This is a genomic window from Psychrobacter sp. Cmf 22.2, assembly GCF_001921745.1.
Lineage (GTDB): Bacteria > Pseudomonadota > Gammaproteobacteria > Pseudomonadales > Moraxellaceae > Psychrobacter.
Genome location: NZ_MRYA01000001.1, coordinates 655,400 through 681,120, shown reverse-complemented (window position 1 = coordinate 681,120; position 25,721 = coordinate 655,400). Strand labels below are relative to the sequence as shown.

Annotated in this window: 20 protein-coding genes; 12 read left to right on the top strand and 8 right to left on the bottom strand. The window is 41.0% G+C overall.

All coding sequences use genetic code 11. The features are described 5' to 3' along the window. Positions 1-122 precede the first annotated feature (122 nt). The 5 genes from BTV98_RS02890 (at position 123) to infA (ending at position 6,254) form a co-directional block, all read left to right on the top strand. A complete protein-coding gene (locus tag BTV98_RS02890) occupies positions 123-1,991 on the top strand; it encodes a hypothetical protein (RefSeq protein ID WP_058369030.1) in 1,869 nt (622 codons plus the stop codon). Positions 1,992-2,049: 58 nt separating this feature from the next. Continuing rightward, a complete protein-coding gene (locus tag BTV98_RS02885) occupies positions 2,050-3,759 on the top strand; it encodes a FimV/HubP family polar landmark protein (protein ID WP_075102850.1) in 1,710 nt (569 codons plus the stop codon). A 150-nt stretch (positions 3,760-3,909) separates the two neighbouring features. Next, on the top strand, positions 3,910-5,016 hold the full coding sequence (locus BTV98_RS02880; RefSeq protein ID WP_058369032.1) for an asparaginase: 1,107 nt from the start codon (positions 3,910-3,912) through the stop codon (positions 5,014-5,016). A gap of 51 nt (positions 5,017-5,067) precedes the next feature. Continuing rightward, complete coding sequence (gene truA, locus BTV98_RS02875; protein WP_256713822.1) at positions 5,068-5,913, top strand: tRNA pseudouridine(38-40) synthase TruA; 846 nt, start codon at positions 5,068-5,070, stop codon at positions 5,911-5,913. Positions 5,914-6,032: 119 nt separating this feature from the next. Next, the gene (infA, locus tag BTV98_RS02870; RefSeq protein ID WP_068036477.1) at positions 6,033-6,254 is read left to right on the top strand and encodes a translation initiation factor IF-1; all 222 of its coding nucleotides are present in this window, start codon (positions 6,033-6,035) and stop codon (positions 6,252-6,254) included. A gap of 224 nt (positions 6,255-6,478) precedes the next feature. On the opposite strand, the gene BTV98_RS02865 is transcribed toward infA, so the two are convergent. The 5 genes from BTV98_RS02865 to leuC all read right to left on the bottom strand — a co-directional run bounded on the left by BTV98_RS02865 (position 6,479) and on the right by leuC (position 12,262). After that, complete coding sequence (locus BTV98_RS02865; protein WP_058369036.1) at positions 6,479-7,585, bottom strand: L,D-transpeptidase; 1,107 nt, start codon at positions 7,583-7,585, stop codon at positions 6,479-6,481. 382 nt (positions 7,586-7,967) lie between these two features. After that, entirely contained in the window at positions 7,968-9,071 is a 1,104-nt protein-coding gene (leuB, locus tag BTV98_RS02860; RefSeq protein WP_058369037.1) for a 3-isopropylmalate dehydrogenase, read from the bottom strand. 109 nt (positions 9,072-9,180) lie between these two features. After that, complete coding sequence (locus BTV98_RS02855) at positions 9,181-9,906, bottom strand: hypothetical protein (protein ID WP_058369038.1); 726 nt, start codon at positions 9,904-9,906, stop codon at positions 9,181-9,183. A gap of 134 nt (positions 9,907-10,040) precedes the next feature. Further along, positions 10,041-10,691 carry a 3-isopropylmalate dehydratase small subunit gene (gene leuD, locus BTV98_RS02850; protein ID WP_058369039.1) on the bottom strand — a complete coding sequence of 217 codons (651 nt, stop codon included), beginning with the start codon at positions 10,689-10,691 and terminating at the stop codon, positions 10,041-10,043. A 152-nt stretch (positions 10,692-10,843) separates the two neighbouring features. After that, the gene (leuC, locus tag BTV98_RS02845) at positions 10,844-12,262 is read right to left on the bottom strand and encodes a 3-isopropylmalate dehydratase large subunit (protein WP_058369040.1); all 1,419 of its coding nucleotides are present in this window, start codon (positions 12,260-12,262) and stop codon (positions 10,844-10,846) included. A 341-nt stretch (positions 12,263-12,603) separates the two neighbouring features. Here leuC and BTV98_RS02840 point away from each other — a divergent pair, with 341 nt between their 5' ends. Then, entirely contained in the window at positions 12,604-13,476 is an 873-nt protein-coding gene (locus BTV98_RS02840) for a LysR family transcriptional regulator (RefSeq protein WP_058369041.1), read from the top strand. 615 nt (positions 13,477-14,091) lie between these two features. Beyond that, a complete protein-coding gene (gene putP / locus BTV98_RS02835; protein ID WP_075102849.1) occupies positions 14,092-15,591 on the top strand; it encodes a sodium/proline symporter PutP in 1,500 nt (499 codons plus the stop codon). A 332-nt stretch (positions 15,592-15,923) separates the two neighbouring features. On the opposite strand, the gene BTV98_RS02830 is transcribed toward putP, so the two are convergent. From BTV98_RS02830 to BTV98_RS02820, 3 genes are all read right to left on the bottom strand, one after another. Continuing rightward, a complete protein-coding gene (locus BTV98_RS02830; protein ID WP_075102848.1) occupies positions 15,924-17,396 on the bottom strand; it encodes an outer membrane protein transport protein in 1,473 nt (490 codons plus the stop codon). A 413-nt stretch (positions 17,397-17,809) separates the two neighbouring features. After that, entirely contained in the window at positions 17,810-19,048 is a 1,239-nt protein-coding gene (locus tag BTV98_RS02825; protein WP_058369443.1) for an OmpP1/FadL family transporter, read from the bottom strand. Between the two features lie 270 nt (positions 19,049-19,318). Beyond that, positions 19,319-19,588, bottom strand: a complete 270-nt coding sequence (locus tag BTV98_RS02820; protein WP_058369442.1) for a SlyX family protein — start codon at positions 19,586-19,588, stop codon at positions 19,319-19,321. A 250-nt stretch (positions 19,589-19,838) separates the two neighbouring features. Between BTV98_RS02820 and BTV98_RS02815 the strand changes: the two genes are divergently transcribed. From BTV98_RS02815 to BTV98_RS02795, 5 genes are all read left to right on the top strand, one after another. Continuing rightward, on the top strand, positions 19,839-21,773 hold the full coding sequence (locus tag BTV98_RS02815; protein WP_058369441.1) for an ATP-binding cassette domain-containing protein: 1,935 nt from the start codon (positions 19,839-19,841) through the stop codon (positions 21,771-21,773). Between the two features lie 472 nt (positions 21,774-22,245). After that, positions 22,246-22,830, top strand: a complete 585-nt coding sequence (petA, locus tag BTV98_RS02810) for a ubiquinol-cytochrome c reductase iron-sulfur subunit (RefSeq protein ID WP_075102847.1) — start codon at positions 22,246-22,248, stop codon at positions 22,828-22,830. Between the two features lie 22 nt (positions 22,831-22,852). Next, on the top strand, positions 22,853-24,058 hold the full coding sequence (locus tag BTV98_RS02805) for a cytochrome bc complex cytochrome b subunit (protein ID WP_178379352.1): 1,206 nt from the start codon (positions 22,853-22,855) through the stop codon (positions 24,056-24,058). Continuing rightward, positions 24,058-24,774, top strand: a complete 717-nt coding sequence (locus BTV98_RS02800; protein ID WP_058369438.1) for a cytochrome c1 — start codon at positions 24,058-24,060, stop codon at positions 24,772-24,774. The genes BTV98_RS02805 and BTV98_RS02800 overlap by 1 nt, the downstream gene beginning before the upstream one ends. Before the next feature lie 218 nt (positions 24,775-24,992). Next, positions 24,993-25,607, top strand: coding sequence for a glutathione S-transferase N-terminal domain-containing protein (locus BTV98_RS02795; protein WP_058369437.1), 615 nt, complete (start codon positions 24,993-24,995; stop codon positions 25,605-25,607). The last annotated feature ends 114 nt before the right edge of the window (positions 25,608-25,721 follow it).

Genomic DNA, 25,721 nt, shown 5'->3' with positions numbered 1-25,721 from the left:
CGAGAGATTGAGCATTAATTAATTGAAGCAATACGAATACCCAATACTTCACTATAAACATGGTTGTACTGGGCTATTTTCGTAATTTACTTATCAATAAGTCATAATAAAAAGGGCTGCGCATGTCTTGGCATTTACCTCATCGATTGACCAATATTCATCACGCAGTGTCAGTAGCACTCCTTTGTTCTGTGAGCTCTATTGTGTGGTTACCTGTTGCTCAAGCAGCCACCATCGGTAAAACGAACATTACCTCAGCTCAGCATGAACCTTTGACTGCAAGTATTACGGTCACCGACATTGATGCTAAAGATTTTGCAGCCAGTATTGCCAATCCTGTGATCTATCAGCAAATGGGACTGACCCCTACAGCATCCATGTCTGTGCAGTTTATACCGACTTCTGCCACCGCTGGTCAATTACTTATCCAGACATCACAGCCTGTATCAATGCCATTTGCAGATGTCGTACTAGCAATAAATGATAATGGACAACGCAATGTCATCCCTAAGACTCTACTGATGCCTCTTGGTAATAATAACGTACCAATTAAACAGTCCAAACGAGTCGTATCAAATGCGCCAAAACCAAACTTACCAGTAGTATCAAACTCTAATGCTAAACCTCTAACAGTGAGACGCGGTGCACCGCCGCCACTGATCATGGCACCAAATACACAAGCGCCAGCATCAATGCAGGCATTGCCAAAAACTGTCTTGCGCCAGACATCTAGTATCAGTGCACCAGCAGTGATAAGCCAAGCTCACATCATACCTTTAACAACGCCTCAGACTTCAGATGCTTCACTTGCGAGCACATCAAAGGTGACAAAAACAACAAGTTTATCTAATAACGATTTAAATAACAGTACTTTAAGCGATCTTAATCCAACAGCGAATAATACTAACGTCAAACAGACCAGTAAAACAGTTCCAACAAATATCAGTGACTCAAAAAGTCCTTTAGAGTTAAAAAATACGGTTACTTCTAATACAAGCTTGGCTGCTAACGATAATACGCAAAAAAACAGCGCACCAGATAGTAGTATGTCCAGAAAGGTTACTGCGACTGACTCTATTAAAAATGCTACTAATACAAATAGACAAGCCGATATCCTAAATATTCAAGTAACTCGTCAAATACAGCTAAAAACAGATCTAAAGAATAGCGCAAATCGGCCCATCCCCTTCACAAAGGATAATGATATTGAGGTGATAAGTACCTCGTCCAACGCACCGCTGCCCTCTGCTACCGTTTCCTCAAATACCGGTACTGATATAGCCGCCACAGACTCTATGTCAGACAGTAAAAGTACAGCCATGACAAGCTATACCGTACAACGTAATGACAATCTTTGGATTATCTCTCAGCAGATTGCACAGCAAAATAATCTCGATGTATCAACGGTTATGAAACAAATAAAGGCGCAAAACCCTGATGCTTTTATTGCAAAGGATGCTGACTTGCTAAAAGCCAACGCTGAGCTGAGCTTACCCAGTTATGACATTGTGCCTTCACAGCAAAGCCTACAAACCGCCATCGCAGCTCAAAGACAACATTACATACAGGTCAACCGAGCTAAAAAGAAGGGCATTGAGAGAAAAAAGACGACAGCTGCAGACTCGACTAGCAATGAAGAATCAACAGCGTCTACAGACATGGCCTCTAAAACAAAAGCAACAGCTAAACATTCAAATAAGCCCTCACAAGTCGCTCCTAAAACCTTGCCAAAAGCACGTTTCTCTGTCGTTGCGCCTGGTCGTGATGGTAGCGCTGATGGCACTCAAACCAAAGCTGCCGCGGCAACTGGTAATGGTTTGAGCACAGATATTTTAGCCACACTAAAAACGGCGCGTCAACGGACCGCTGAGCAGGCTAAGCGGGTAGCAGCAACCAACAGTACCCTTGGTAGCTATGCCAAAAAACTACAACTACAAAACCAAAAACTGGCTGAGCTTGAAGCTCGTCTCAAAAAATTACGCAATCAATAATTGCCTGTCTGCTCAGCATAAAATGCTGTAAACAAGGCTCGTAGGCTTAGGAGTATTTATGGATAATATGCTGTATATCATTGTAGGTCTGGTAGTAATTTTATTAGTAGCGGTGCTTGTGCTACGCAAAAATAAAGCCAAACAACCGACCACACAACACTTGGATAAGACCAATAAAAACGTAGATGCTCATGCGTCGACATCGAAGCCAAAGACGGCAACTATAGATTCAAAACAAGTCCCCGCTCAGCAAAACGCGACCAAATTTGATCCATTAACTGTTGCGCAACGTTTTATAGATCAGCAGCGTTATGATAAGGCTATTGAAACCCTTGAACGAGGTTTAACTGAAAAACCCCAAGATTCTGAGTTATTACACAAGCTATTAAATATTCATGCTACGCTCAATCAACATGATGATTTTAACAAAACTTATAACGTGATTAAATTGTCTGGTGATGCAGTCGCTATAGACAATGCGGACAAACTCAAAGTTTTATTAGACCAAGAACAAACGCAAAATCAACCGGTGAAGCCTGAATCTGATAATGAAGCTGCATTTAAAGGTATCGATTTTGACCTATCTACCTCACAGACCGTTACGGATGTTGAGTCAAATACGAATAAAGACAGTTTAGATAATACCGAAGCATTTAGTGAAGCTTTGTCATTGCAACCAAAGGTCTCTGAAACTGATTATAGCTCTGATGACAATTTTGACCTTACGTTAGCTGATTTAGAAAGCACAGACGTAGAAACCAACGATCTAAACGCTAATAGCTATGAGACTACAGTAGATGACAATGATGTTAGTGCCTTTGATATAACCGAAGAGACAAGTGACGAAAAGACTAGTACGCAGCCTGTTACTATAGACGATGTTGATAAGGATCAAAACGTAAACAACATAAACGTTGACGATGACTTCATGCTTGATTTTGATTTGATGACAGATGATAGCAGCTCATCAGAGCTAGAATTTAATGGTACTCAAACGCAAGATAACCAGTCACAAGATGTCAGCTCGGATGACGAATTTGTTTTAGATTTTGATGACTTGGTTGAAGAGACAGATACCATTAATGAGACAGACACTACTAATCAAGAGGACAATACTCAGACTACTAATGATGATTTTGGGTTACTACTAGAAGATGAAGATAGCTTGGCGATTACAGACGACTTGGTAGTTGAAGACAGCTTAGTAGTTGAAGACACCACACTTGTTACAAACTCATTAGACACTCAAGAAAACCTTAATGAGAATGCTCAGGTATCAGGCAACGACGCTGTAGACAGTTTTGCTGGACTTGGGACAACAGACAGTAGCGACGAGCCAGTTGTAAATGAGGACACACAACTAGAATTAGCAGCGACTCATGAAGTGATTGACGATAGTACTGATGAGAGTATTGACGATACTCCATCAATAGATGACGAATTTGATTTCGATGAAGTTGCAACTTTACCTACTGCTGTTACACCAGTAGAGAATGAAAATGATATCAGCTTAACCAATGATCACAATGTAGATATTCAAAACGATACGACACTTGCAGCTTCCGACAGTGATTTTGCTGCACAGTTTGCAACAGATTTCGATTTTGTTCAGACTTTGGACAGCAGTCAGGTAACATTAGACTTAGCAGGTCAGTACTTACAACTGGGTGAATACGATAGTGCCAAACGCCTACTCAATGAAGTCGTCACTCACGGTAATAGCGAGCAAAAAAATCAAGCAAGAGAGATGCTAGCGCGTACTGCTTAATATAAAGGTAAATTACTCTACAGTGTCTTGAACAAAAAGTGTTTATCAACAAGCATCTTATGAAAATAGGATGCTTGTTTCTATTTTGCGGTTTATCATTTATATTAACCCTATTTTATTCTTTTCACTCACTTCTAGTACGGTAAACTCATGTCATTACCTTCAACCTCGACAAATCGATCATCCAACGCTATTCAGCTCATTTATGCTGGTGGGACTTTTGGTAGTTATGGACGTCCATTGGCTCCCCTAGATGCCAATATCTTTTTGCCAGCTTTGCAAACGCTATTCACCGATTATAGCCAAACTAACTATTTGCCAGAGCTCTCATGGTTAGATAACACACTAATTAAAGATAGTAGTCAGCTAACTTCAAACGATTTTGTACACTTTTATAAGTTAATACTAGATAGCTATTCGAAAGGATGTCGTCAATTTATACTCATTACAGGTACAGATACTTTGAGTTATCTTGGCGCATTTTTGGCAGAAGCTTTTGCAGGTAGTGATATATGTTTGGTAATTACGGGTAGTATGCGCCCACTGTTAGATAGTGATGTATTACACACATACACTGTTGATGCAAATAGCGATGCATGGGGCAACCTTAGTGAGTCACTACGTCTGGCAGCAGCTGGAGAATCTGGCGTCAAAATTAGCTTTGGCGGAGAGTCATGGCCTGCACAAACAGTACAAAAGATTCATAGTCATGACTTTATGGCTTTTACTGGTCATATTCGTGCTGGCTACCCAAACAACAGTTATGTAAAAAAGCTGCCAGACACGCGTCGTCAGCATTGGCTCGATGACCAAATGACGGCTACTGATGACATCCAAACGCGTGCCAAACGAGCAAGCATACATGCGCTATACTGTCTACCCAATGCGCCTGATATCTTGGGCAGTCAACTAGAGGCACTGTTGACTGAGCCGCCATGCGGTATTATTTTATTAGGTTTTGGTGCTGGCAATGTTCCCTACTCTGAGAGTTTAGCGAGTGCATTAAAACGTGCATATGAACATGGTCATATGGTGGTATGTGCTAGCCAATGTCCATTTGGCGGAGTCAGTGACAGTTATGCAGCTGGTAGCTGGCAATATGATTATCATGTTATCGCTGGTGGACGCTTAACTATTCCTGCTATCTACGCGCGGTTATTATGGTTATTGCTACGTTATGATACACCTGCGCGCAGACGACAACGCTGGACATATACTGTCAACCAGACAGGTACAGGTTTGAACAAAAATCGCTAACTGTGAGCGCCAAGCAACAAACAAGCGCTCACTTTAAACGCTACGACTATTATGGAAGTTAAAAGATTAATGGAAGCTGAGAAACAGGACACCCCTACTTATAATTTGGCGATTGCTATCGAGTTTTTGGGCACCAATTATCGAGGCTGGCAACGTCAAAAAGAGGTAATAGGAGTACAAGAAGTATTAGAAAAAGCCATCAGTACTGTCGCTAACGAAGCTGTTGAGGTAATCGCAGCAGGTCGCACTGATGCCGGAGTCCACGCCGGCAACATGATTGCGCATTTTGTCACTTGTGCTTACCGTCCAACCCATAATTGGTTACGCGGTATTAATAGTCTACTGCCTGATGATATTGCGCTACGCTGGGTGCAACCTATGCCAACAGATTTTCATGCTCGTTTTGGTGCTATAGCACGTCGTTATCGTTACATTACGCTCAATCAGGCTGCGCGTCCTGCCATACTCAATCATCAAGTAACTCATATTCATGAACCTTTAGATGTGGCCGCAATGCAACTTGTGGCAGCTGATATTGCTGGGACTCATGATTTTAGCAGTTACCGTGCCGCAGCTTGTCAATCTAACCAGCCTATACGTACTGTCAGCCATGCAAAGCTTTTTACGCATGGCGCGTTTATCGTCTTTGACATACAGGCTGACGGCTTTTTGCATCATATGGTACGTAACTTGATGGGTACAATACATGCTGTTGGAAGACATGAGCTACAACCTTCAGACTTTTTAACTATTTTGGCAAAAAAAGACCGTACCATTGCCCCGCCCACTGCCTCCGGTGACGGACTGTACTTTATCAATGCCTACTATCCTGAGCGTTACCAACAGCTGTTACCCGTCTCACCGCTTACTCCCCTTTGGCTTAACTTACCCGAATAACACATCGTCAACTGACATACATAACACTTGCTCACTGTCAAGCAAAAACAATGATTTGTTGCTTTAATATTGAAACTTACGTATAATATCGGCTTATTTTTCATTGATAGATACCAACTATGGCTAAAGACGATATTATTGAATTTGAAGGTGAAGTTATTGACACCCTTCCAAATACGTTGTTTAAAGTTCGTTTAGAAAACGGACACGAGATTATTGCTCATATCTCAGGGAAAATGCGTAAGCATTATATTCGTATTTTAACGGGCGATAAAGTTAAGGTAGAGATGACGCCTTATGATTTAACCAAAGGTCGCATTACTTACCGTGGCAAAAACTAGTTTTTTATAGTGTCTTATATCTAAGATACCTGCTATTTACTTTTAAGTCGTTAAATAGGTTATTGAGTAAATTGTCTGGTTATTATGTAATACTGGATGATTTTTACGATAATAATACAAAATGATAGCCTGTTTTTTGCTATCTTTTATAGCTAATCGTACTTAATTTTGCCAAAAAAATACCGCCAATCTTGAGCGGTATTTTTGTACCTAGGGTTTGGAGATTACTTAAACTCTACTGTTGCATCATCTTTGATCGTACCTAATAATGCTAAAGCATCCCAGTTGGTCAACCTTACACATCCTGATGATGCTTGTCTACTAATACGTGCTGGATCCGGTGAACCGTGAATGCCATACGTAGGCTTGCTCAGCCCTATCCACACTATACCTACCGGATTATTAGGCCCTGGTGGAATAATCGACTGATCGCCATCATCACCAGTATAAGTGTAGTTAGGTTTATGGACTTTGACTTCAACTTTATGCGTACCTGACGGTGAGGGTGTTTCTGTGCTACCGACAGTCGTTGGATAACTGGCGACCAAGTTATTTTGCTCATCATAAGCATATAAAGTTTCAGTCGCTTTATCAGCGACTACTCGGCTTACAGGCTTGGTGTTTGGATTACCTGGATTATAAACAGTGATGGTTTCTCCAGCCTCAAACTTAGCATTCGGGTTGAGAGTTTTAAGATACTTCTCACTCATATGGAACTTTTCTGCTAATGCTTCACTGACGCTTTCATAGTACATACCTTCAAGCTTAGCTTTAGCTTCTGCACCGGCAGGAATACTAGTGGTTTTCACATTCACATCAGCATCATTTAGCTTATAGCTAACCAATACAGGCTGAGACATAAGCTTTTTGTTGCTAGTTAATGCTTGCCATGTCTCGTCGTTGAGATGATCCGTCACCTTTAAACCACGAGATTTTTGGAACGCTTGCATGGCTTTTCGAGAGTTCTTACCCCAATAACCATCTACAGGCCCAACACTACTTTGGTTCCAGTTCAGCAAAGCTTGAAGCTTGGTACTCATGCTACGATTTACCTTTACCCCTTTCTGCCAACTATCGCTATTCACCTTTTGAGCAAACTTTGGTAAGTTATTTGTCGTATACTTAATAGTAGGCAATAGCTTGTTCAATGAAGTCACCGTATCACTATCTCCAGCAAGCTTTTGACTGACTCCATTGGTAACCGGACTAACATCACTACTAACAAACTTACTGTTATCACCAGCATTAGGATTAGCAGCAAAACTTGGATTCATTAATAACGCTATAGTTAGTCCTAACGCCCCAATACTTGAAACTTTCGATTTACGCATGTTTTATTCCTTATCTTTTTATTATCAACATATTAAGAGCATTGTTGTATTTTTCGCTCATGATAAAAGCCTAACAAGGTTATAATTATCTATTCCTATAAGTATTTTTATAAAAATAATATCTCTACTTATTTTTCGAGCAAATGTAATCATGTCACAATAACATCGTATAATATAACAGACTTATGTTAACAAACATCTAGTCTTATAGTTCCTATGTTAAAAATACTTCATAACGTAGCTTATTAGTTTAAAAGCTATGATCTAAATATTGTGAATCATAAAAAACCCATAAACTGCTGAGCAATTTATGGGCTTGTAATACTTAAAAAAGACTGTGGAATGTCGCTTTATACCTTTAACTGTATTGGTATAGATTTATCTATACTAGCTTAGCCAATACTGCCTGACCCATCTCTTTACACCCTACTTGTCGTAAGTCAGCTTCACTACTATCTAAAATATCGACCGTACGTAAGCCATCATCAAGGACATCACTGACCGCTTGTTCAATAGCCTGAGCGGCTTTTTCTTGCTTAAAAGTATAGCGTAGCATCATAGCGACAGAGAGTATCGTGGCTAGTGGATTGGCTTTGTCTTGTCCAGCGATATCAGGTGCTGAACCATGGCAAGGCTCATACATCCCTTTACCATCTTCATCAAGACTGGCCGATGGCAGCATACCAATAGAACCTGTCAGCATCGCCGCTTCATCGGATAAAATATCACCAAACATATTGCCCGTTACTATAACATCAAACTGTTTTGGATCACGAATCAGCTGCATACAAGCATTGTCTGCATACATATGACTAAGCGCAACGTCAGAATACTGTGTCTCTTGCATGTTAATCATGGTTTGCTTCCAAAGCTCAGTAACTTCCAAGACGTTTGCTTTGTCTACCGAACATATTTTTGCAGGTGTCCCATTTGCTTTAGCACGAACTTGCGCCAAATCAAAAGCAACCTTCCCGATACGCTCAATCTCGCTGGTTTTATAAACCATGGTGTTATAGCCTTGCTGTTCACCATTATCCAAAGTACGAATACCGCGTGGTTCACCAAAATAGATACCACCCGTTAGCTCACGAACGATTAGCAAGTCTAGACCTGAGATGATTTCAGCTTTAATACTAGAAGCATTCGCCAATTGCGGATAAAGCTTGGCAACACGTAAGTTGGCAAATAAACCAAGCTCACTACGAATTTTGAGCAGGCCACGCTCAGGACGTTTACTACGTTCAATAGCATCCCATTTAGGACCTCCAACCGCTCCTAACAATACTGCGTCTGCTGCTCGTGCTTGGCTAAGTGTTTTCTCTGGTAATGGTTCACCAGTTGCATCGATAGCCGACCCTCCAATCAATCCAGACTCAAGAGTTAAGTTTAACGTAAACTTCTTGTTGACGGCTTGCAGTACATCGATGGCTTGGGTCATAATTTCAGGACCAATACCATCACCAGCTAATGTTAAAATCGTTGCCATACTAATCCTTGTTAATAGGTAAAAAAGAAAAGACAAGCGTCTAGTATTGCTTTATCCGATCTATGTTCATGAAATATGACGTTAAGTTAATAGGTCAAATGAAACAATATTAAACCTTCGTCTTTGTCTGCGCTGTTTGTGTTGATTGCTTTATTTGATTTATTACATTCGTTTCTACAAACTCACCCTGACTTTCATTATTCACCTGTTTGCAAAACTGACGCTTAATACTATTGTTTTGAATAAGATCAATACATAGAGGATTGGGCGACGCTGTGTCCAATAAACTGCCCGTATCTTGACTAGGCTTTTTGCGATAAGCACGGAGCAGATAAGTGTCCGGCTCTACAAACTCATGAATCATGGCAAAGCGTTCAACATAACCCATATTATTTTCAGGATAAAAGTTTATATGCACTTCACGTTTTGCAGGTTTAACCCGTGCATAGTAGTTCGTCATTCCAGCTATACCAGATTCTGATAAAGGTACAACCTTGACAGAATGCTGATTCTTTAAGGGTACGAATAGCACATTTTTTGTACGGTCAACAATCTCATCATCCGTATTGACCACACTTAACATTTTAGGATCTACTGGCTTATGAGTATCTGGCGCAATAACCGAAGTCTGGTCTATTTGCATAATTTCGCAATGATAAGTTCCTGAACAAGCGATGTTTACTTCCCCAGCTATTGGTTCAATCTTACCTGCCCATTTGTCAGCGCTTTCTGCACCATCTATTTGCTGATAACCTGTTAGTAGCTGACAACCTGACAGTAGCAAGCTTGATGCTATAGAGACACTTATAAATCCAGCAATACGTTTTTTATTCATAATGATGACTACTATTTCATAGTGATAACAAATTACCTTTCATTCTAGTCATTTTGTTACGATAACTCAACGTTGTATTGTTGAACAACTTGCTCTTATTAGATATTGATTTACAAAACTTTAGAAACTTATGTTTATGCTTTAACTTGATTAAATATCCAAGGCGTCTTTTGTTGCATTTGCTGCTCATAAGCATTAATCGCATCACTTTGCTGTAAAGTAAGCCCGATATCGTCCAAACCATTCAACAAACAGTGTTTACGAAAATCATCAACTTCAAAAGAGTATTCTTGTCCAGTAGGATCAATAACGACTTGTCTCTCCAAATCTACGCTTAACTCATAACCTTCAGTTTTCAAAGTTTCTTTCATCAACTTATCGACAATTGCTTCCTCCAAAATGATAGGCAACATGCCATTTTTAAAGCAATTATTGTAAAAAATATCAGCAAAACTTGGGGCGATAACCGTACGAAAGCCATACTCGGACAATGCCCAAGGCGCATGCTCGCGGCTAGAACCGCAGCCAAAGTTTTTGCGCGCAAGTAAAATAACAGCATCTTGATAACGCGGCTGATTCAGTACAAAATCTGGATTTAGTGGACGCGTGCTATTGTCCTGACCTGGGTAGCCTTCATCTAAATAACGCCAATCATCAAATAGGTTGACGCCAAAACCAGTACGCTTAATAGACTTCAAAAACTGCTTAGGGATAATTTGATCAGTATCGACGTTTGCGCGATCTAGCGGACAGACGATACCAGTTTGAGTATTATAAGCTTGCATAATAGTTCCTATCGTATTTTCAATAGTATTAATTGATACTGACGAATAAACCAATCCATTCTTTATTATCAACACAAATGAATAATTTTATACAATCAGCATAAGACGCATTGTAAAGGCTGCGTGGTTTGAACAACGCATTTGTCTGTCAACTAAAATGTACGTACATCCACAAAGTGACCTGCCAAAGCGGCGGCGGCGGCCATCGCTGGACTGACCAGATGCGTACGTCCGCCAGTACCTTGACGACCCTCAAAATTACGATTAGACGTCGATGCACAATGCTCCTCTGGTTCAAGCTTATCTGCATTCATCGCAAGGCACATCGAACATCCTGGCTCTCGCCACTCAAAACCTGCATCAGTAAATAGCGTGTTTAACCCTTCAGCTTCGGCTTGTAGTTTCACCTGTCCAGAGCCTGCTACTACGATGGCTTCTTTGATCGTATCTGCAATTTTACGACCCTTAATCACTGCTGCTGCGTCCCGCAAATCCTCTATACGTGAATTGGTACAAGAACCTATGAACACCCGATCAAGTTGGATATCAGTGATCGGTTGGCCTGCTTTTAAGCCCATATAAGTGTAAGCACGTAACCAACCCTCTTGTTGCGTCTCATCAGCAGCCTGATCAGGTGTAGGTACCGACTGAGTAATATCGACAACCATCTCAGGTGATGTGCCCCAAGACACTTGCGGTGCAATCTGACTTCCATCAATCTCTATAATCGTGTCAAACTGAGCATCGTCGTCCGAATACAATGTACGCCAATAGGCCTCTGCTTGCTCCCACTGCTCACCCGTTGGGGCATAAGGACGACCTTTGACATAGTCAATCGTTGTGTCATCTACAGCTACCATACCCACGCGTGCGCCTGCCTCAATTGCCATATTGCAGACAGTCATGCGCCCTTCCATACTCATATCTTCAAATACTTTGCCTGCAAACTCAATTGCATGACCGTTGCCACCAGCAGTCCCAATCTTGGCAATAATGGCAAGAACCACATCTTTTGGAGTCACGCCAGCACCAAGCTCACCATTCACACGGATTTGCATGTTTTTCATTTTTTTGGTGATCAAACACTGGGTTGCAAGTACATGCTCCACCTCAGAGGTACCAATGCCGTGAGCAAGACAGCCAAGCGCGCCATGGGTTGCAGTATGTGAATCACCACACACTACCGTCATGCCTGGAAGTACCAAGCCTTGTTCTGGCCCAACCACATGCAAAATACCTTGACGAGTATCGTTAATTGTAAATTCAGCAATATCGAACTTAGCACAGTTATCATCTAAAGTTACGACCTGCAAGCGTGATACCTCGTCTTTGATACCAGAGACCCCTTCAAGTCGCTCTTTGACCACTGTAGGTACGTTATGATCAGGACTAGCAATGTTAGCTGACAAACGCCATGGGGTACGATTAGCAAGCTCTAATCCTTCAAATGCCTGCGGACTTGTCACCTCATGCAATAAATGACGATCGATATAAATTAAACTCGAACCATCATCGCGCTTTGTGACTTCATGCGCATTCCAAAGTTTGTCGTATAACGTGTGACCGGCCATGTTGCTATCCTTTGTTAATTGCTAATTATCTATAATAAAGCGCTGCTGTCTCTGTTGGATGCTAAACGTTTTAAACGCTTAAAGTTACTTATTTATACTTATAGTCTGTTCTTAGTTTACTTTGACAGCGAATGTTTTATTTGAACATCATTTATCAATAAGTTATCAAGTGATTAAAATAAAAACATCAAAAAGTGCTTTGATACCTTGTGATTATAGCAGCCTAATTCTATAATAATAATTGATGATTTTTATCTATTCACAAACTTTTATTTCTAATACATAACGAATAGATAAGCCAACTTTTATTTATAGCTTCTTTTAAAGCTAAGGACATCGGTGTGAATACCACTAATTTGACGACGTTTGTGACCGTTATGCAAACAGGCAGCATCTCAGGCGCAGCAGAAAAGCTATTTATCACTCAGCCTGCTGTCAGCAAACGTATCAAAAATCTAGAGGACGAGTTCAATATTATCTTATTTGATACAGTAGGCCGAGGTATTGTACCGACACAAGCAGCAAGTGAGATGCTACCACATGCCAAACGCTGGCTAGAAGATTATGAGAATTTTAAAATAAACTTGCAACACTCTAAGCAAATGGTCTCTGGTAAATTGGTCATTGGTACAAGTCATCACATTGGCTTGCATCATCTTGCACCAGTATTAAAACACTTTATTCAAAGTTATCCTGCAGTACAGCTCGAAGTTCATTTTGTCGATTCAGAAGAAGCGCACAAAGCAGTGCTCGATGGTAACTTATCTTTGGCTTTTTTAACGTTACCGCCTGTTTATGACAAGCGCCTAACTTATCATACGCTATGGTCGGATCCACTATATTTTATGACAGGTACGTTATCGCCTTTAGCCACAAAGACTAATGTAACTTTAGAGCAGTTGGCCCACTATCCTGCTATTTTGCCCTCGGCTAATACTTTTACCAGTCAAATTACTTTGGCTGAGTTCGCCAAACACAATCTAAAACCTTATGCAACAATGAGTACTAACCCTCTAGAATCCATTCGTATGCTCGTATCAGTGGGACTTGGTTGGTCTGTACTACCGCAGACGTTAATTAGTCAAGATTTAGAACGTATTAACATGGCTGATAATATTGAGCTACAGCGCTATCTAGGCGTCGTTATCAATCCAAAGCTTACACGCTCAAGTAGCGTTGAAGCTTTATTAGAGTTACTTGCTCCTATCGATTAACGATAGGATTTGTTGAGCATAACTACCAATAAAGTTAGTAAATAAATCTACCAAATAACGTTATTTGGTAGTTAAGTATCCACCTAATAAGCAGTGGTTCGCAATTATAATCTCTATACGTTATAATACGCTCAAGTTTATGTTCATAACATATAGTTACCATAATAACACTGATACTCACCTATTGAATGGTTTGAGTAAGTTACGATAGCAGACAATACTGTTTTATTAATCGTTTATTGTAATAAGCGGTTCATTAATCACAACTATTATCAGTAATAGTCTTTAAGAATGGTGCTTTATGGTTGAACTTTTCTAAATTTTGCATATTTTATTTATATAAGATGCAGAGTTGACAGTTTTAAATGATTGATTTTGTCCACAATGATTGATTAAAACGACTTAAATTAGGCGATTTAATTAATGGTTGATAACACGGTGTTATAGGTAAAAACAGCATCAATCATATAAAACTATAAGTAAGTACTGACTATAAGCAAAAAGCCATTTTGTTCTACTTAATGGCTTTTTTTGTCTTTATACATCGTCTTTTAATCGTAAGATTTTATAGTTAAATATAATTAAAACCAACAATGTTGGTTAAGGACAGTTTATATGAATGGGATTTCTAGTGGCGTGCTAATATCGCTTGGCGCCTATTTTTTGGTTATGATTGGGATTGGCATTTACGCCTACTTTAGACAAGCAAACGATACTGAAGGCTATATGCTCGGTGGCCGTAACCTAGGCCCTGCTGTCACAGCCTTATCAGCAGGCGCATCAGACATGTCAGGTTGGCTACTATTGGGTCTACCTGGGTACATGTATGCCGACGGTGTGGTCAGTGTCTGGATTGCACTTGGTTTAACACTTGGTGCCTTATTGAACTATATCATCGTTGCCCCGCGTCTACGTGTTTATACCGAGGTCGCTGATAATGCAATCACTCTACCCGACTATTTTGCCAATCGCTTCGAAGACAAGTCACACATGCTACGTGTCATATCAGCATTGGTTATTATCTTGTTTTTCACCGTCTATACTGCTGCAAGCTTAGTTGGTGGGGGTAAGCTTTTTGAAAGCTCACTCAATCTATCTTATAGCACAGGACTTTGGGTGACGGCTGGTGTTGTTGTCGCCTACACCTTATTCGGTGGTTTCTTAGCAGTCTCAATGACTGACTTTGTGCAAGGTATCATCATGTTATTTGCGATGGTCATCGTACCAATCGTTGCCTTTACCGATCTTGGCGGGGTATCAGCGACCAGTGAAGCGGTTAGAAATATTGATGTAAACCTGCTAAACGTTACTAGTGGTATGACTGTTATTGGTATCATCTCCTTGATGGCATGGGGGCTTGGTTATTTTGGTCAACCACATATCATTGTACGCTTTATGGCAATTCGCTCAGTTAAAGATGTACCGACGGCACGTAATATTGGTATGAGCTGGATGGTTGTCAGTCTTATCGGCGCATTGATGACTGGTTTTGCTGGTCGTGCTTATGTACAAAAAACTGCCATGACTCTCGATGATCCTGAGACTATCTTCTTAGTATTTACGCAGTTTTTATTCCATCCATTAGTATCAGGTTTCTTATTAGCTGCTATTTTAGCTGCTATTATGAGTACCATCTCATCTCAGCTATTGGTGGTATCAAGCTCCCTAACTAAGGATGTCTACAAATTATTCTTTGATAGAGATGCACCAGAAGCCCGTCAAGTATTGGTTGGTCGTATCTCAGTTATCGTTGTCGCTGTAGTTGCTATCTTCCTAGCTTCTAATCCAGATAGCTCAGTATTAAACTTGGTTTCTAACGCTTGGGCAGGATTTGGTGCAGCGTTTGGACCGTTGGTTATCTTTAGTCTTACATGGCGCGGTATGAACCGTAATGGTGCTGTTGCTGGTATGGTTGTTGGTGCATTGACGGTTATTTTATGGGTCTATGGTCCATTCGAGATGAACGGTGTGGCATTGAATAGCTGGTTGTATGCTATTGTTCCAGGCTTTATCTTAAGTACCATTGCTATCTTTGTAGTTAGTATGATGACTGGTGGTCCAAGACCTTCAGTATCTGCCAAGTATAAAGAGATGGAGCTAAACTTAAATAAGTAAGCTTATCAACTGGCCTATCGCTATAAAAAAACCTCGTCACTATTGACGAGGTTTTTTGTGGTCAGTTTCTTATTGGTAGTTGTTTACTTAACATAAGCCATTTTAGCGAATAAGAAATGTAGCTTGACCTATACTATAAGCATGAAATTGATTTAATGATATTATATGGTTTGTGAGAGCAAGCGACAGATATGGTCTTTATAATTATAATTTTTATAGTAAGTTCGAAATAAAAAAGACGCGTTGATAATAACCATAAAAAAGCGACCCGTTATGGATCGCTTTTTTATGTAACACAGTAAGAATTACAGATTAGTTTTTTTAAATTTAGATTAAAAATCTTGTTTTGCTTGGTATGATAGCTTCACACCGACGATATAACCGTCATTGTCGTCAAAGTCAGCAACGATTTTATCAGTTGGTAGTGCACCTTGAGCATCACCGAACCATAAGTATTTTCCACCAGCTGAGACGGCCCATTCTGGAGTAACATTATACTTAGCGCCTAGACCCACACTATAGTAGCCTTCGATAGGGCCTAATGATGTCGTCGGATCTCCAGCACCGCTATCCCAGCCAACTGTTCCACTAACGGCTAACGCAGGTGCTAAACGCTTAGCCAAGCCCAGCTCTACCTGCCATTGATCGTCATCATAATCAACTAAGTTTAAACCATCTTCTGCATATAGAGGATTAGCCTTACTAACTTCATTGTATAGTGGTGGTGTTATTTTAAAATCACCCCAAGGCACCCAGCGTACTTTTGCTGTGGCTAAAGTCGTTGGATTGATACCGGTTTGGAAATCAAAGTTTACTGACTTAGGAGTCGTGATTTCGTACTTACTGCTTTGATTTACAGCTGCAGCACCTAAAGCTGCGGCCTGCTCTGGAGTAGCTCCTTGTCGTAAAGCTTCAGCTTGAGTTAAAGGTCCAGCCAACGGATATGTTTCGGCTATATTCATATCATGGTCAATCTCAGAACGATACGTCAGTGCCGCTTTTAGAGCAATTTCAGGTTTGCTATATGACATACCTGCGATCCAACCGTAATCCATATCAGGATTACTGCTTGAAGTATAGCCAGTCGCTGGACCATAAGCCAATCCACGCAGTTTTACTTCAGATTCAATACGCTGGGCGACCGGACCTCCATAAACTTGGAACTCTTTGTTAGCACCGAACTTCATACCTAGAAGTCCTGTTAAACTCTGACTACGTACCTCTACATTGGTGTTTTCACCTGCAGTTCCCGCTTCTGCCGCCGCGGCTGCCACGGCAATACTTAAGTTTCTTGCACCAACTGCAGCTGCATCTCTTTGCTGAGCAGTTAATGCTTCATTATTGGCTAGCCCTGTCAATCTTTGAATTTCAGGTCCAATAGTTAAACCATTAAATTGGTTACCTGTTAATTGTTCGATAGACGTGTTTTGATTACCTTGTGCTACAAAGTTACCTTGAGTATATTCAGCGGCAGCACCAAATGGCTCATCATATAAAAGACCAATACTAAAAGTATCATTGATATCCGCTTTTACACCATAGCGGAAAAAATCATAAGATTCAGCAATATCACCAGTGTCACCACCTTCAACATAAGTATTACTGCTAGGCACATTATTAGCGCTATCTCTACCACTAACGTCAGCATCAATGTAAGTATAGACAGATTCGGCATAAACGCCATCTTGGAAGAAAGCAGTGACATCTTGACCCGAGCGATCAAGGCCAGCAGCGCTTGACACGCTGGCTACAGAAAGCGTTGCGATTGCTACCGCAAGTGTTTTTAAGTGAAAGGTAGTGCGCATTGTATATCTCCAAACGTCCTCGTTGTTTTACCGTTCCTATAATCAGTAGGTCAGAGTAATCTCCTTCCATACCTATTATTTAAACGGTCTCCTAATTTGAATAGTAATGGCTTTCTCACACTAAGACAACACTTAAAGCACTTTATTTCCTAAATATGACTGGACAGTTCTTAATTATTATTATGTACTTAAGTGAATATTATTAATATTTTACGAGCAAGGAACTTAGACATACTGACTTGTTATTAGCCAAATTTGTGCTGTTAATTACCTATCACTGCACCAGTCTCCTTTATTTTAGGACAAAACAATAACCCACAAAAAAGCGACCCCCATTGGATCGCTTTTTTATTATTGAAACATAGATACTAGGTCACTATCGCCACCGCAAGATAGACTTGTAAGCCTTAATTCTACTGCGCTTGATAAGAAACTTTAACGCCTAGTACATAACCGTCATTGTCTTCAAAGTTACTGACGATGTCTTGGGTTGGTGTCTTACCTTTTGCATCACCAAACCATAGATACTTGCCACCTGCTGATACTGCCCAGTTTTCAGTGACGTTATATTTAGCGCCAAGACCTGCACTATAGTAGCCTTCGATAGGACCTAAAGACGTGACTGGGTCACCTGCTCCGCTATCCCAGCCAACTGTACCACTAACGGCTAACGCAGGTGCTAAGCGCTTAGCCAGTCCTAACTCTACTTGCCATTGGTCATCATCATAGCTGACTAATGGTAAACCATCAGGACGGTACGCAGGGTTAGCAGTACTAACTTCATTATATAGTGATGGTACGATAGAAAAATCGCTCCATGGTACCCAGCGCACTTTTGCAGTGGCTAGTGTGGTCGGATTGACCCCAGTTTGAAAATCTAAATTGACTGATTTAGGTGTGGTAATATCAATACTACTACCTCTGTCCGATGGAAATATAAATGGACCTCCAGCAATTGGTGGTATTGAACCGCCAATCAGTGGTGCAGCAGGATAGCTCTCGAAAGCGTGCGAACTATGATCAATCTCTGAACGGTAAGTTAGCGCCGCTTTGAGTGCAATTTCAGGCTTGCTATAAGCAATACCAGCTAACCAACCGTAGTCTTGGTCAGCATTAATACGTGTAGTATAACCATTAGCAGGACCATAACTAACGCCGCGCAATTTTACATCCGCTTGTACTTGTTGAGCGACTGGTCCGCCATATACTTGAAAATTCTTATTCGCACCTAACTTGGCACCCAAAATACCAGTGATGTTTTCAGTACGTACTTCAACCTGTGTTTCCTCACCATTTCTAGGTGAAGCAGGATTTTGATCTATAAAATTATTGTTACCAGAGTAATCAGCAGCTGCTCCAAAAGGCTCATCATATAGAATACCGATACTAAAAGTATCATTGATATCGGCTTTTACCCCGTAACGGAAAAAATCATAAGACTCGGCGATATCATTAATTTTGTTGTCTGATGCATCCCTACCGGTGACATCACCATTAATATAGGTATAACTGGCTTCAGCATATAGGCCATCTTGTAAAAATGCAGTAACATCTTGGCCTGAGCGATCAAGACCAGCAGCGCTAGCAACGCTAGCAACAGAAAGAGCTGCAACAGCTACTGTGAGAGTTTTTAAATGAAAAGTTGCGCGCATTATATATCTCCAAACGTCCACATTGTTATACCTTCTTGATAACACTTATTATGCAAGCGATATCCTCGATGGAAGATGGTAATGTCTTTTGCACGCTAAAACAACAAAAAATACATATTATTTCTCTATTATGACGACTTGGTCACAGAAAGATAACTATATTCATTTTTGCATGTATAGTTGATCTTGCTAATTTATCGCTTCTGCAAGTCAGATGTATTGCTGGACAGTTAGATAAAATTAGCTAATTAATATACGAACTGTTCAACGTCAATAATGCGGTGGTTTATCTGCTACTACGTCAAAAGGTGCAATGCCGTCGTCAGTCCTCTGGCTTTCCACTTGCTTATAGACCAGTTGGAGCTGGCGCTGTAGCGTATGGATGTGCTGGTCTTGGCGAGTAATCACCTCATCAAGCCGCTCTACAGTCAATTCAAGATGCGCCATGCTCATTTGTAGATCAACCATTTGTACTTGTAGTTCAGACAGCTCTAGTGCATGGCTTTTTTGGTCTGTATTATCCTCTGATGCTGTGTTCATACTTATCTCAATATCATAATTGTCTGTAGCTTGGATTTTATATTATAGGTCATTTATAGTGAGCGTGGTGTTAGTACTAAGGTCAAAAATACGTTGTTCATACTTTAATCATGTTAGACGTGATAAAAAGTCCTTGCTTACACTAAAGTCGCCTAGCAGCATGTTATACTGCTAACAATTTGGCAATATTCTGTATACCTCTATTGTCCACTCGTTATTTTCATCACTATATATAAGCTTAAGATAATCTATGGCACTGATACATTTAAAAAACATTCATCTCGCTTTTGGCGTCGCCCCTGTCCTTGATGGCATTGATTTTAGCATTAATGAAGGCGAACGCGTCTGTTTGATCGGCCGCAATGGTGAAGGTAAATCTACTTTATTCAAACTAATTAACGGCTCGTTGCAGCCTGATAGTGGTGAAATCATCATCAATGGTAGTGCAAGCGTGGCGATGCTTGAGCAAGATGTACCTGAAACCAGTGGCAAGATACTAGACATCGTCATGGGCGGTAGTCGCCATACCGCTGATCTACTGATCAAATACAATCAGCAAACTGATCTATGCGCAAATGGTGATATGGATGCTTGCGAGCGTATGGCAACGTTACAACATGATATCGACGCTGTGCATGGCTGGGATTTAGAGCGCGAAGCAAGACGCTTAATTATGACGATGGGGCTTGATCCTGAAGATGATTTATCCTCTCTGTCTGGTGGTCGTAAGCGTCGTGTGTTACTGGCACGGGCGTTAGTGACCAAGCCTGATATGCTCTTACTAGATGAGCCAACCAACCATTTAGACGTTGATAGTATTGAGTGGTTGGAGCGTTTCTTGCTCGACTGGCAAGGCCTAACTCTACTGTTTGTCACCCACGATAGAGCATTCGTTGATAAGCTTGCGACTCGCATTGTAGAGCTTGACCGTGGTCAACTAACGAGCTATGACGTGACCCAAGGTGCCAAAGGTTATGCCCGTTATCAAGAACTCAAAGAGCAGCAACTATTAGCAGAAGAAAAAAACAATGCTAACTTTGATAAAAAACTGGCACAAGAAGAAGTCTGGATTCGTCAAGGCATTAAAGCACGTCGTACCCGTAACGAAGGTCGCGTTCGTGAATTAAAAGCATTACGTGAAGAGCGTAGCGCACGCCGTGAGCAAGTTGGTAATGTCAATATCACCATGGGCGAAGGCGAAAAAAGTGGCAAGCTGGTCTGTAAAGTTAAAAACCTGCATCTAGAGTATGACGGCAATGTGTTGGTTGATGATTTTACAACGACTATTATGCGCGGTGACAAAATCGGCATCATAGGTCCTAACGGTGCAGGCAAAACCACACTTATCAAAGCCCTACTCGACATGTCTGATGATGAGGTGACCAAGACTGGTAGCGTTGAGCTTGGGACAAATTTACAAATCGCCTTTTTTGATCAATTGCGAGATCAGCTGGATCTTGAAGCGACTGTCGCTCAAAATGTATCAGAAGGCTCAGACTTTATCGAAGTTGGTGGTCGTAAAACTCACATCATGAGTTACTTGCAAGATTTTTTGTTTGCACCAGAGCGTGCACGTACTCCAGTCAAAGCCTTATCTGGTGGTGAACGCAACCGAGTGTTATTAGCCAAACAGTTGCTAAAACCTGCCAACATCCTCGTACTGGATGAGCCAACCAACGACTTAGACATGGCGACCCTTGAGCTATTAGAAGAGTCTGTCAGCAGTTTTAACGGCACCATTCTTCTGATCAGCCATGATCGCTCATTTATGGACAATGTGGTCACCTCTACTTGGGTATTTGACCAAGACGAAGATGGCAAAGGCGTGGTTCAAGAGTATGTGGGTGGTTATCAAGAATATCTGATACAGAAAAATCGCGTCCAAGCTGCTAAGTCTGTGAATAAGGCCGCTGAAAACGCTAAATCTACCAATAAATCAGCAGTAGCCAAACCTAAAAAAACGTCAAAAAAGCTGAACTTTAATGAGCAGCGTGAGCTTGATAACCTACCAAAAGAGATTGCCGCTCTTGAGCAAGAACAGAATCAATTGGAAGAAAAGCTGGCAGACGGCTCATGGTTCATTCAAGACTTCGACGCTGCAACCGTTGCAAGCGAGCGCTTATTAGTCATTGAAGAGGAGATGATGAATAAGCTTGAGCGCTGGGACGCTCTTGAAAACCATTAAAACGCTTTTAAATTAAACTGGACTAAGAAGGTAACTTACCTAGGTTTTTGAATAAATCGTAAAAACAAACCATAGGTAAGTAGTTTTAGATTGTCTGAAATCTATTTAGATGCGCCAAATGATAGCAAATGTAAGGAAAGTTAGTGAACATTGCTCTAATTTCGAGTATCATTCTTGGTCTTTGAATATCCTTATTAATTCTAAGGTAATTAATAAAACCGAATCTTAATATAATAAGATCCTAGCTTGATTTGGCTGTAACTTTTTTGTGAGACTACAGCCATAAATAATGTACCGTCAGAGTAGTTTTATTTTTGACACATTAATTTATTTTATGACCAAAATAGCTTAGAATAGCAACAATTAGCAAAATTAGGCACAGCTAACGTGGCTTATATGTTTGTATTGTAAATTTCTAAGTCACAAACCCAGTGTGGGATAATCCCATTTCATTCACCTGGAGGAAGTATTAATGAGCCAAGCCGAAGGCGTTAATGTACAACGTCGTAGAGTTCTTATTGCCTCGACTGCCGCAATTGGTGCAGCTGGGGTAGCTGCTGTAGCAACACCTTTTGTTCGTTCTTGGACCCCAAGTGCTAAAGCAGAAGCTGCCGGGGCGGCAGTAACCCAAGACATCAGTTCTATCGAAGAAGGACAAATGATCGTTGTCAAATATCGTGGCAAACCTATCTTTGTGGTAAAACGTACTGAAGATATGCTGACCACACTTGATGATGTCGTCCCTTTACTATCTGATCCCGATTCTAGTGAATCACTACAACCTGAATACTGTGCTAATCCTACTCGCTCTTTAGAACCAGGTGTATTGGTCGTAGAAGGCGTGTGTACGCATTTGGGTTGTGCGCCGAACTACCGTCCTGACGTTGGTGCTGCCGACTTGGGTGGTAATGACTGGTATGGTGGGTTTTTCTGTCCTTGTCACGGTTCTAAGTACGACTTAGCGGGTCGCGTCTATAGTGGCGTTCCGGCACCGCTTAACTTACCCATCCCAGAATATAGTATGGATGGTACTATCTTGACGGTTGGGGAGGCTTAACATGAGTATGGGTAAAAAGTTAATGCATTGGGTGGACGCGCGCTTTCCTGCGACCGAAACCTATGAATACCATATGTCAAAGTACTATGCACCAAAGAACTTTAACTTTTGGTACTTTTTTGGCGTATTGTCGATGGTGGTATTAGTCAACCAATTGGTGACTGGTATTTGGCTTACGATGATGTACAACCCAAGTGCCGAAGGGGCGTTTGCGTCTGTTGAATATATCATGCGTGATGTAAAAGGCGGTTGGCTTATTCGTTATATGCACTCGACCGGTGCTTCAGCCTTTTTCGTCGTGGTCTATCTACATATGTTCCGCGCTTTACTTTATGGTTCATACCAAAAGCCTCGTGAGCTTATTTGGCTCATCGGTATGGGGATTTATTTAGCGCTAATGGCTGAAGGCTTCTTTGGCTACCTACTGCCTTGGGGCAACATGTCATTTTGGGGTGCACAGGTTATCTTGAACCTTCCTGCTGCTCTGCCTGTGATTGGTGATGGCCTTGCTGAGTGGGTACGTGGTGACTATATTATTTCAGGTATCACCCTAAACCGATTCTTTGCACTACACGTCGTTGCTATTCCTTTAGTACTTGTCGGTTTGGTCTTTATGCATATCGTTGCTTTGCATCATGTGGGTTCAAACAACCCAGATGGTATCGATATCAAAAAGCTTAAAGACAAAAATGGTGTGCCATTAGATGGAATTGAGTTCCATCCTTACTACACTGTACATGACATGATCGGTATTGTTGTCTTCTTCATCTGCTTCTTTGCTGTGGTATTCTTCTTTCCAGAAGGCGGCGGTTTCTTCCTCGAGCCACCAAACTTTGAAACAGCGAACTCATTAAAAACGCCTGAGCACATCGCCCCTGTATGGTATTACACACCGTTCTATGCCATCTTACGTGCAGTTCCAAACAAGCTTGGCGGTGTTATTGCAATGGGTGGTGCGATTGCCGTGCTGTTCTTAATACCATGGCTCGATAGATCGCCAGTACGTTCTATACGTTATAAAGGTATCTTATCTAAGATTGCTTTGACTGTGTTTGCTATTAGCTTCATTGTACTGGGTTATTTAGGTGCTACGCCTGCGACACCAACTGCGACTATCATGTCACGTATATTTACAATCTTGTATTTCTTGTTTTTCTTATTGATGCCGATTTACACTGCTATCGAGAAGTGTAAACAGCCACCAGAACGTGTTACCGGAGGTCACTAATGAACACGCTAACAAAATCCCTAGCAGGTTTAGGCTTAGGCGCGGCGTTGAGTTTGACTGCTGGTACTGCACTGGCAGCAGGCGGCGGCGGATGTGGAACATTTGTCAATGCTGAAGGCGTTGAAGAACACTTAGCTTGTAGTACAGCACCTATTGATTTTACCAATAAAGGCTCACTACAAAACGGTGCAAAAATATTTATGAACTACTGTGCTGGTTGTCACTCTGCACAGTACGTTCGTCACTCGCGCATCGCTAAAGATCTTGAAATACCGCCAGAGCTTGTAGAAAAGTATTTGATGGTGACGACCGATCAAATTGGGGATCATATCAATGCTGAAATTGATCCTGAGATTCAAGCTTCATGGTTTGGTGCTGCACCACCAGATTTAACGCTCGAAACCAGACTACGTGGTGATGATTGGGTTTATACGTATTTGCTATCGTTTTATGAAGATCCTAGCCGTCCTTGGGGCGCCAACAACTTAGTACTGGCAAACGCGGCCATGCCTCATGTATTGCATAATATGCAAGAAGAGTTGAGTGCTGAAGAATTCAAATCTGAGGTCGGTGACTTGGTGAATTTTATGGCATGGATGGCTGAACCTGCTCGTCATGACCGTCAAGTAATTGGTTTCTTTGTAATCTTATTCTTATTGGTACTACTCATTCCAGTTTACTTGCTTAATAAAGAATTCTGGAAAGACGTAAAATAAGCAAGCGCTAAAAGTATAGAAACCAGTACAACATTAGGCACTACTTTGGTAGTGCCTTTTTTATATTCTCTTAAAGCTTAATAAGACCTATTTAGAAATAAAAGAGACTTGCTGTTATTACAAAAACTCTGCCAATGTATAATGTTTACGCATGCTACCTTGATAAACAAGGTAACTTTGTTTACGATGACAACCTCAACTATTAATATTAGGCTTTCATGATTGATGCGAACGACATTCCAAGTAGTCAGCTGATTTTATATGCTGATGATGGCTACGACAGTCATGTGGTACGCCTATTGCTTGAAGAAAAAAAGCTTGATTATTATTTGTCCCGTCTACATTCAGAGCGTCCTGAAGATCTCACTGAATTAAACCCTTATCATACGTTGCCTGTATTACAGCAGCGTGAAATCTCGTTATACGAGATTAATGTCATTTTTGAGTATTTAGAAGAACGTTACCATGCAAACAAGCTCTTACCTGATACACCACAAGAGCGTGCACAGTTTCGTCAATTAGCATGGCGTATTCAGCATGATTGGTTAGTACTTGGTAAACGATTACTTAGGCATCCAGACAGTTTTAATAAAACACAAGCAGCTTTAGCAAAAAAACAACTGGCTGATTCATTGATTACGCTATCGCCATTGTTTGCTCATAAATCATACTTTATGTCAGATGAATTTGGCTGGTGTGATGTGCTATTGGCGCCTTTATTATGGCGACTGGACGAGATGGGTATCGAGCTACCACGTGCGATTAGTCGTCCTTTACTAGACTATCAAACGCGGCTTTTTGAGCGTAATAGCTTTCAAAAAAGTGTTCGCTAATTAGACAGCTTTATATAGCTGTCCTAGAATAGCAACTGACCCAGTATAAGCTAAGTAAGCTTATCCTTATCCGTTAGCTAAAAGCCATATAAAATTACTTTATTAATCAAAAAC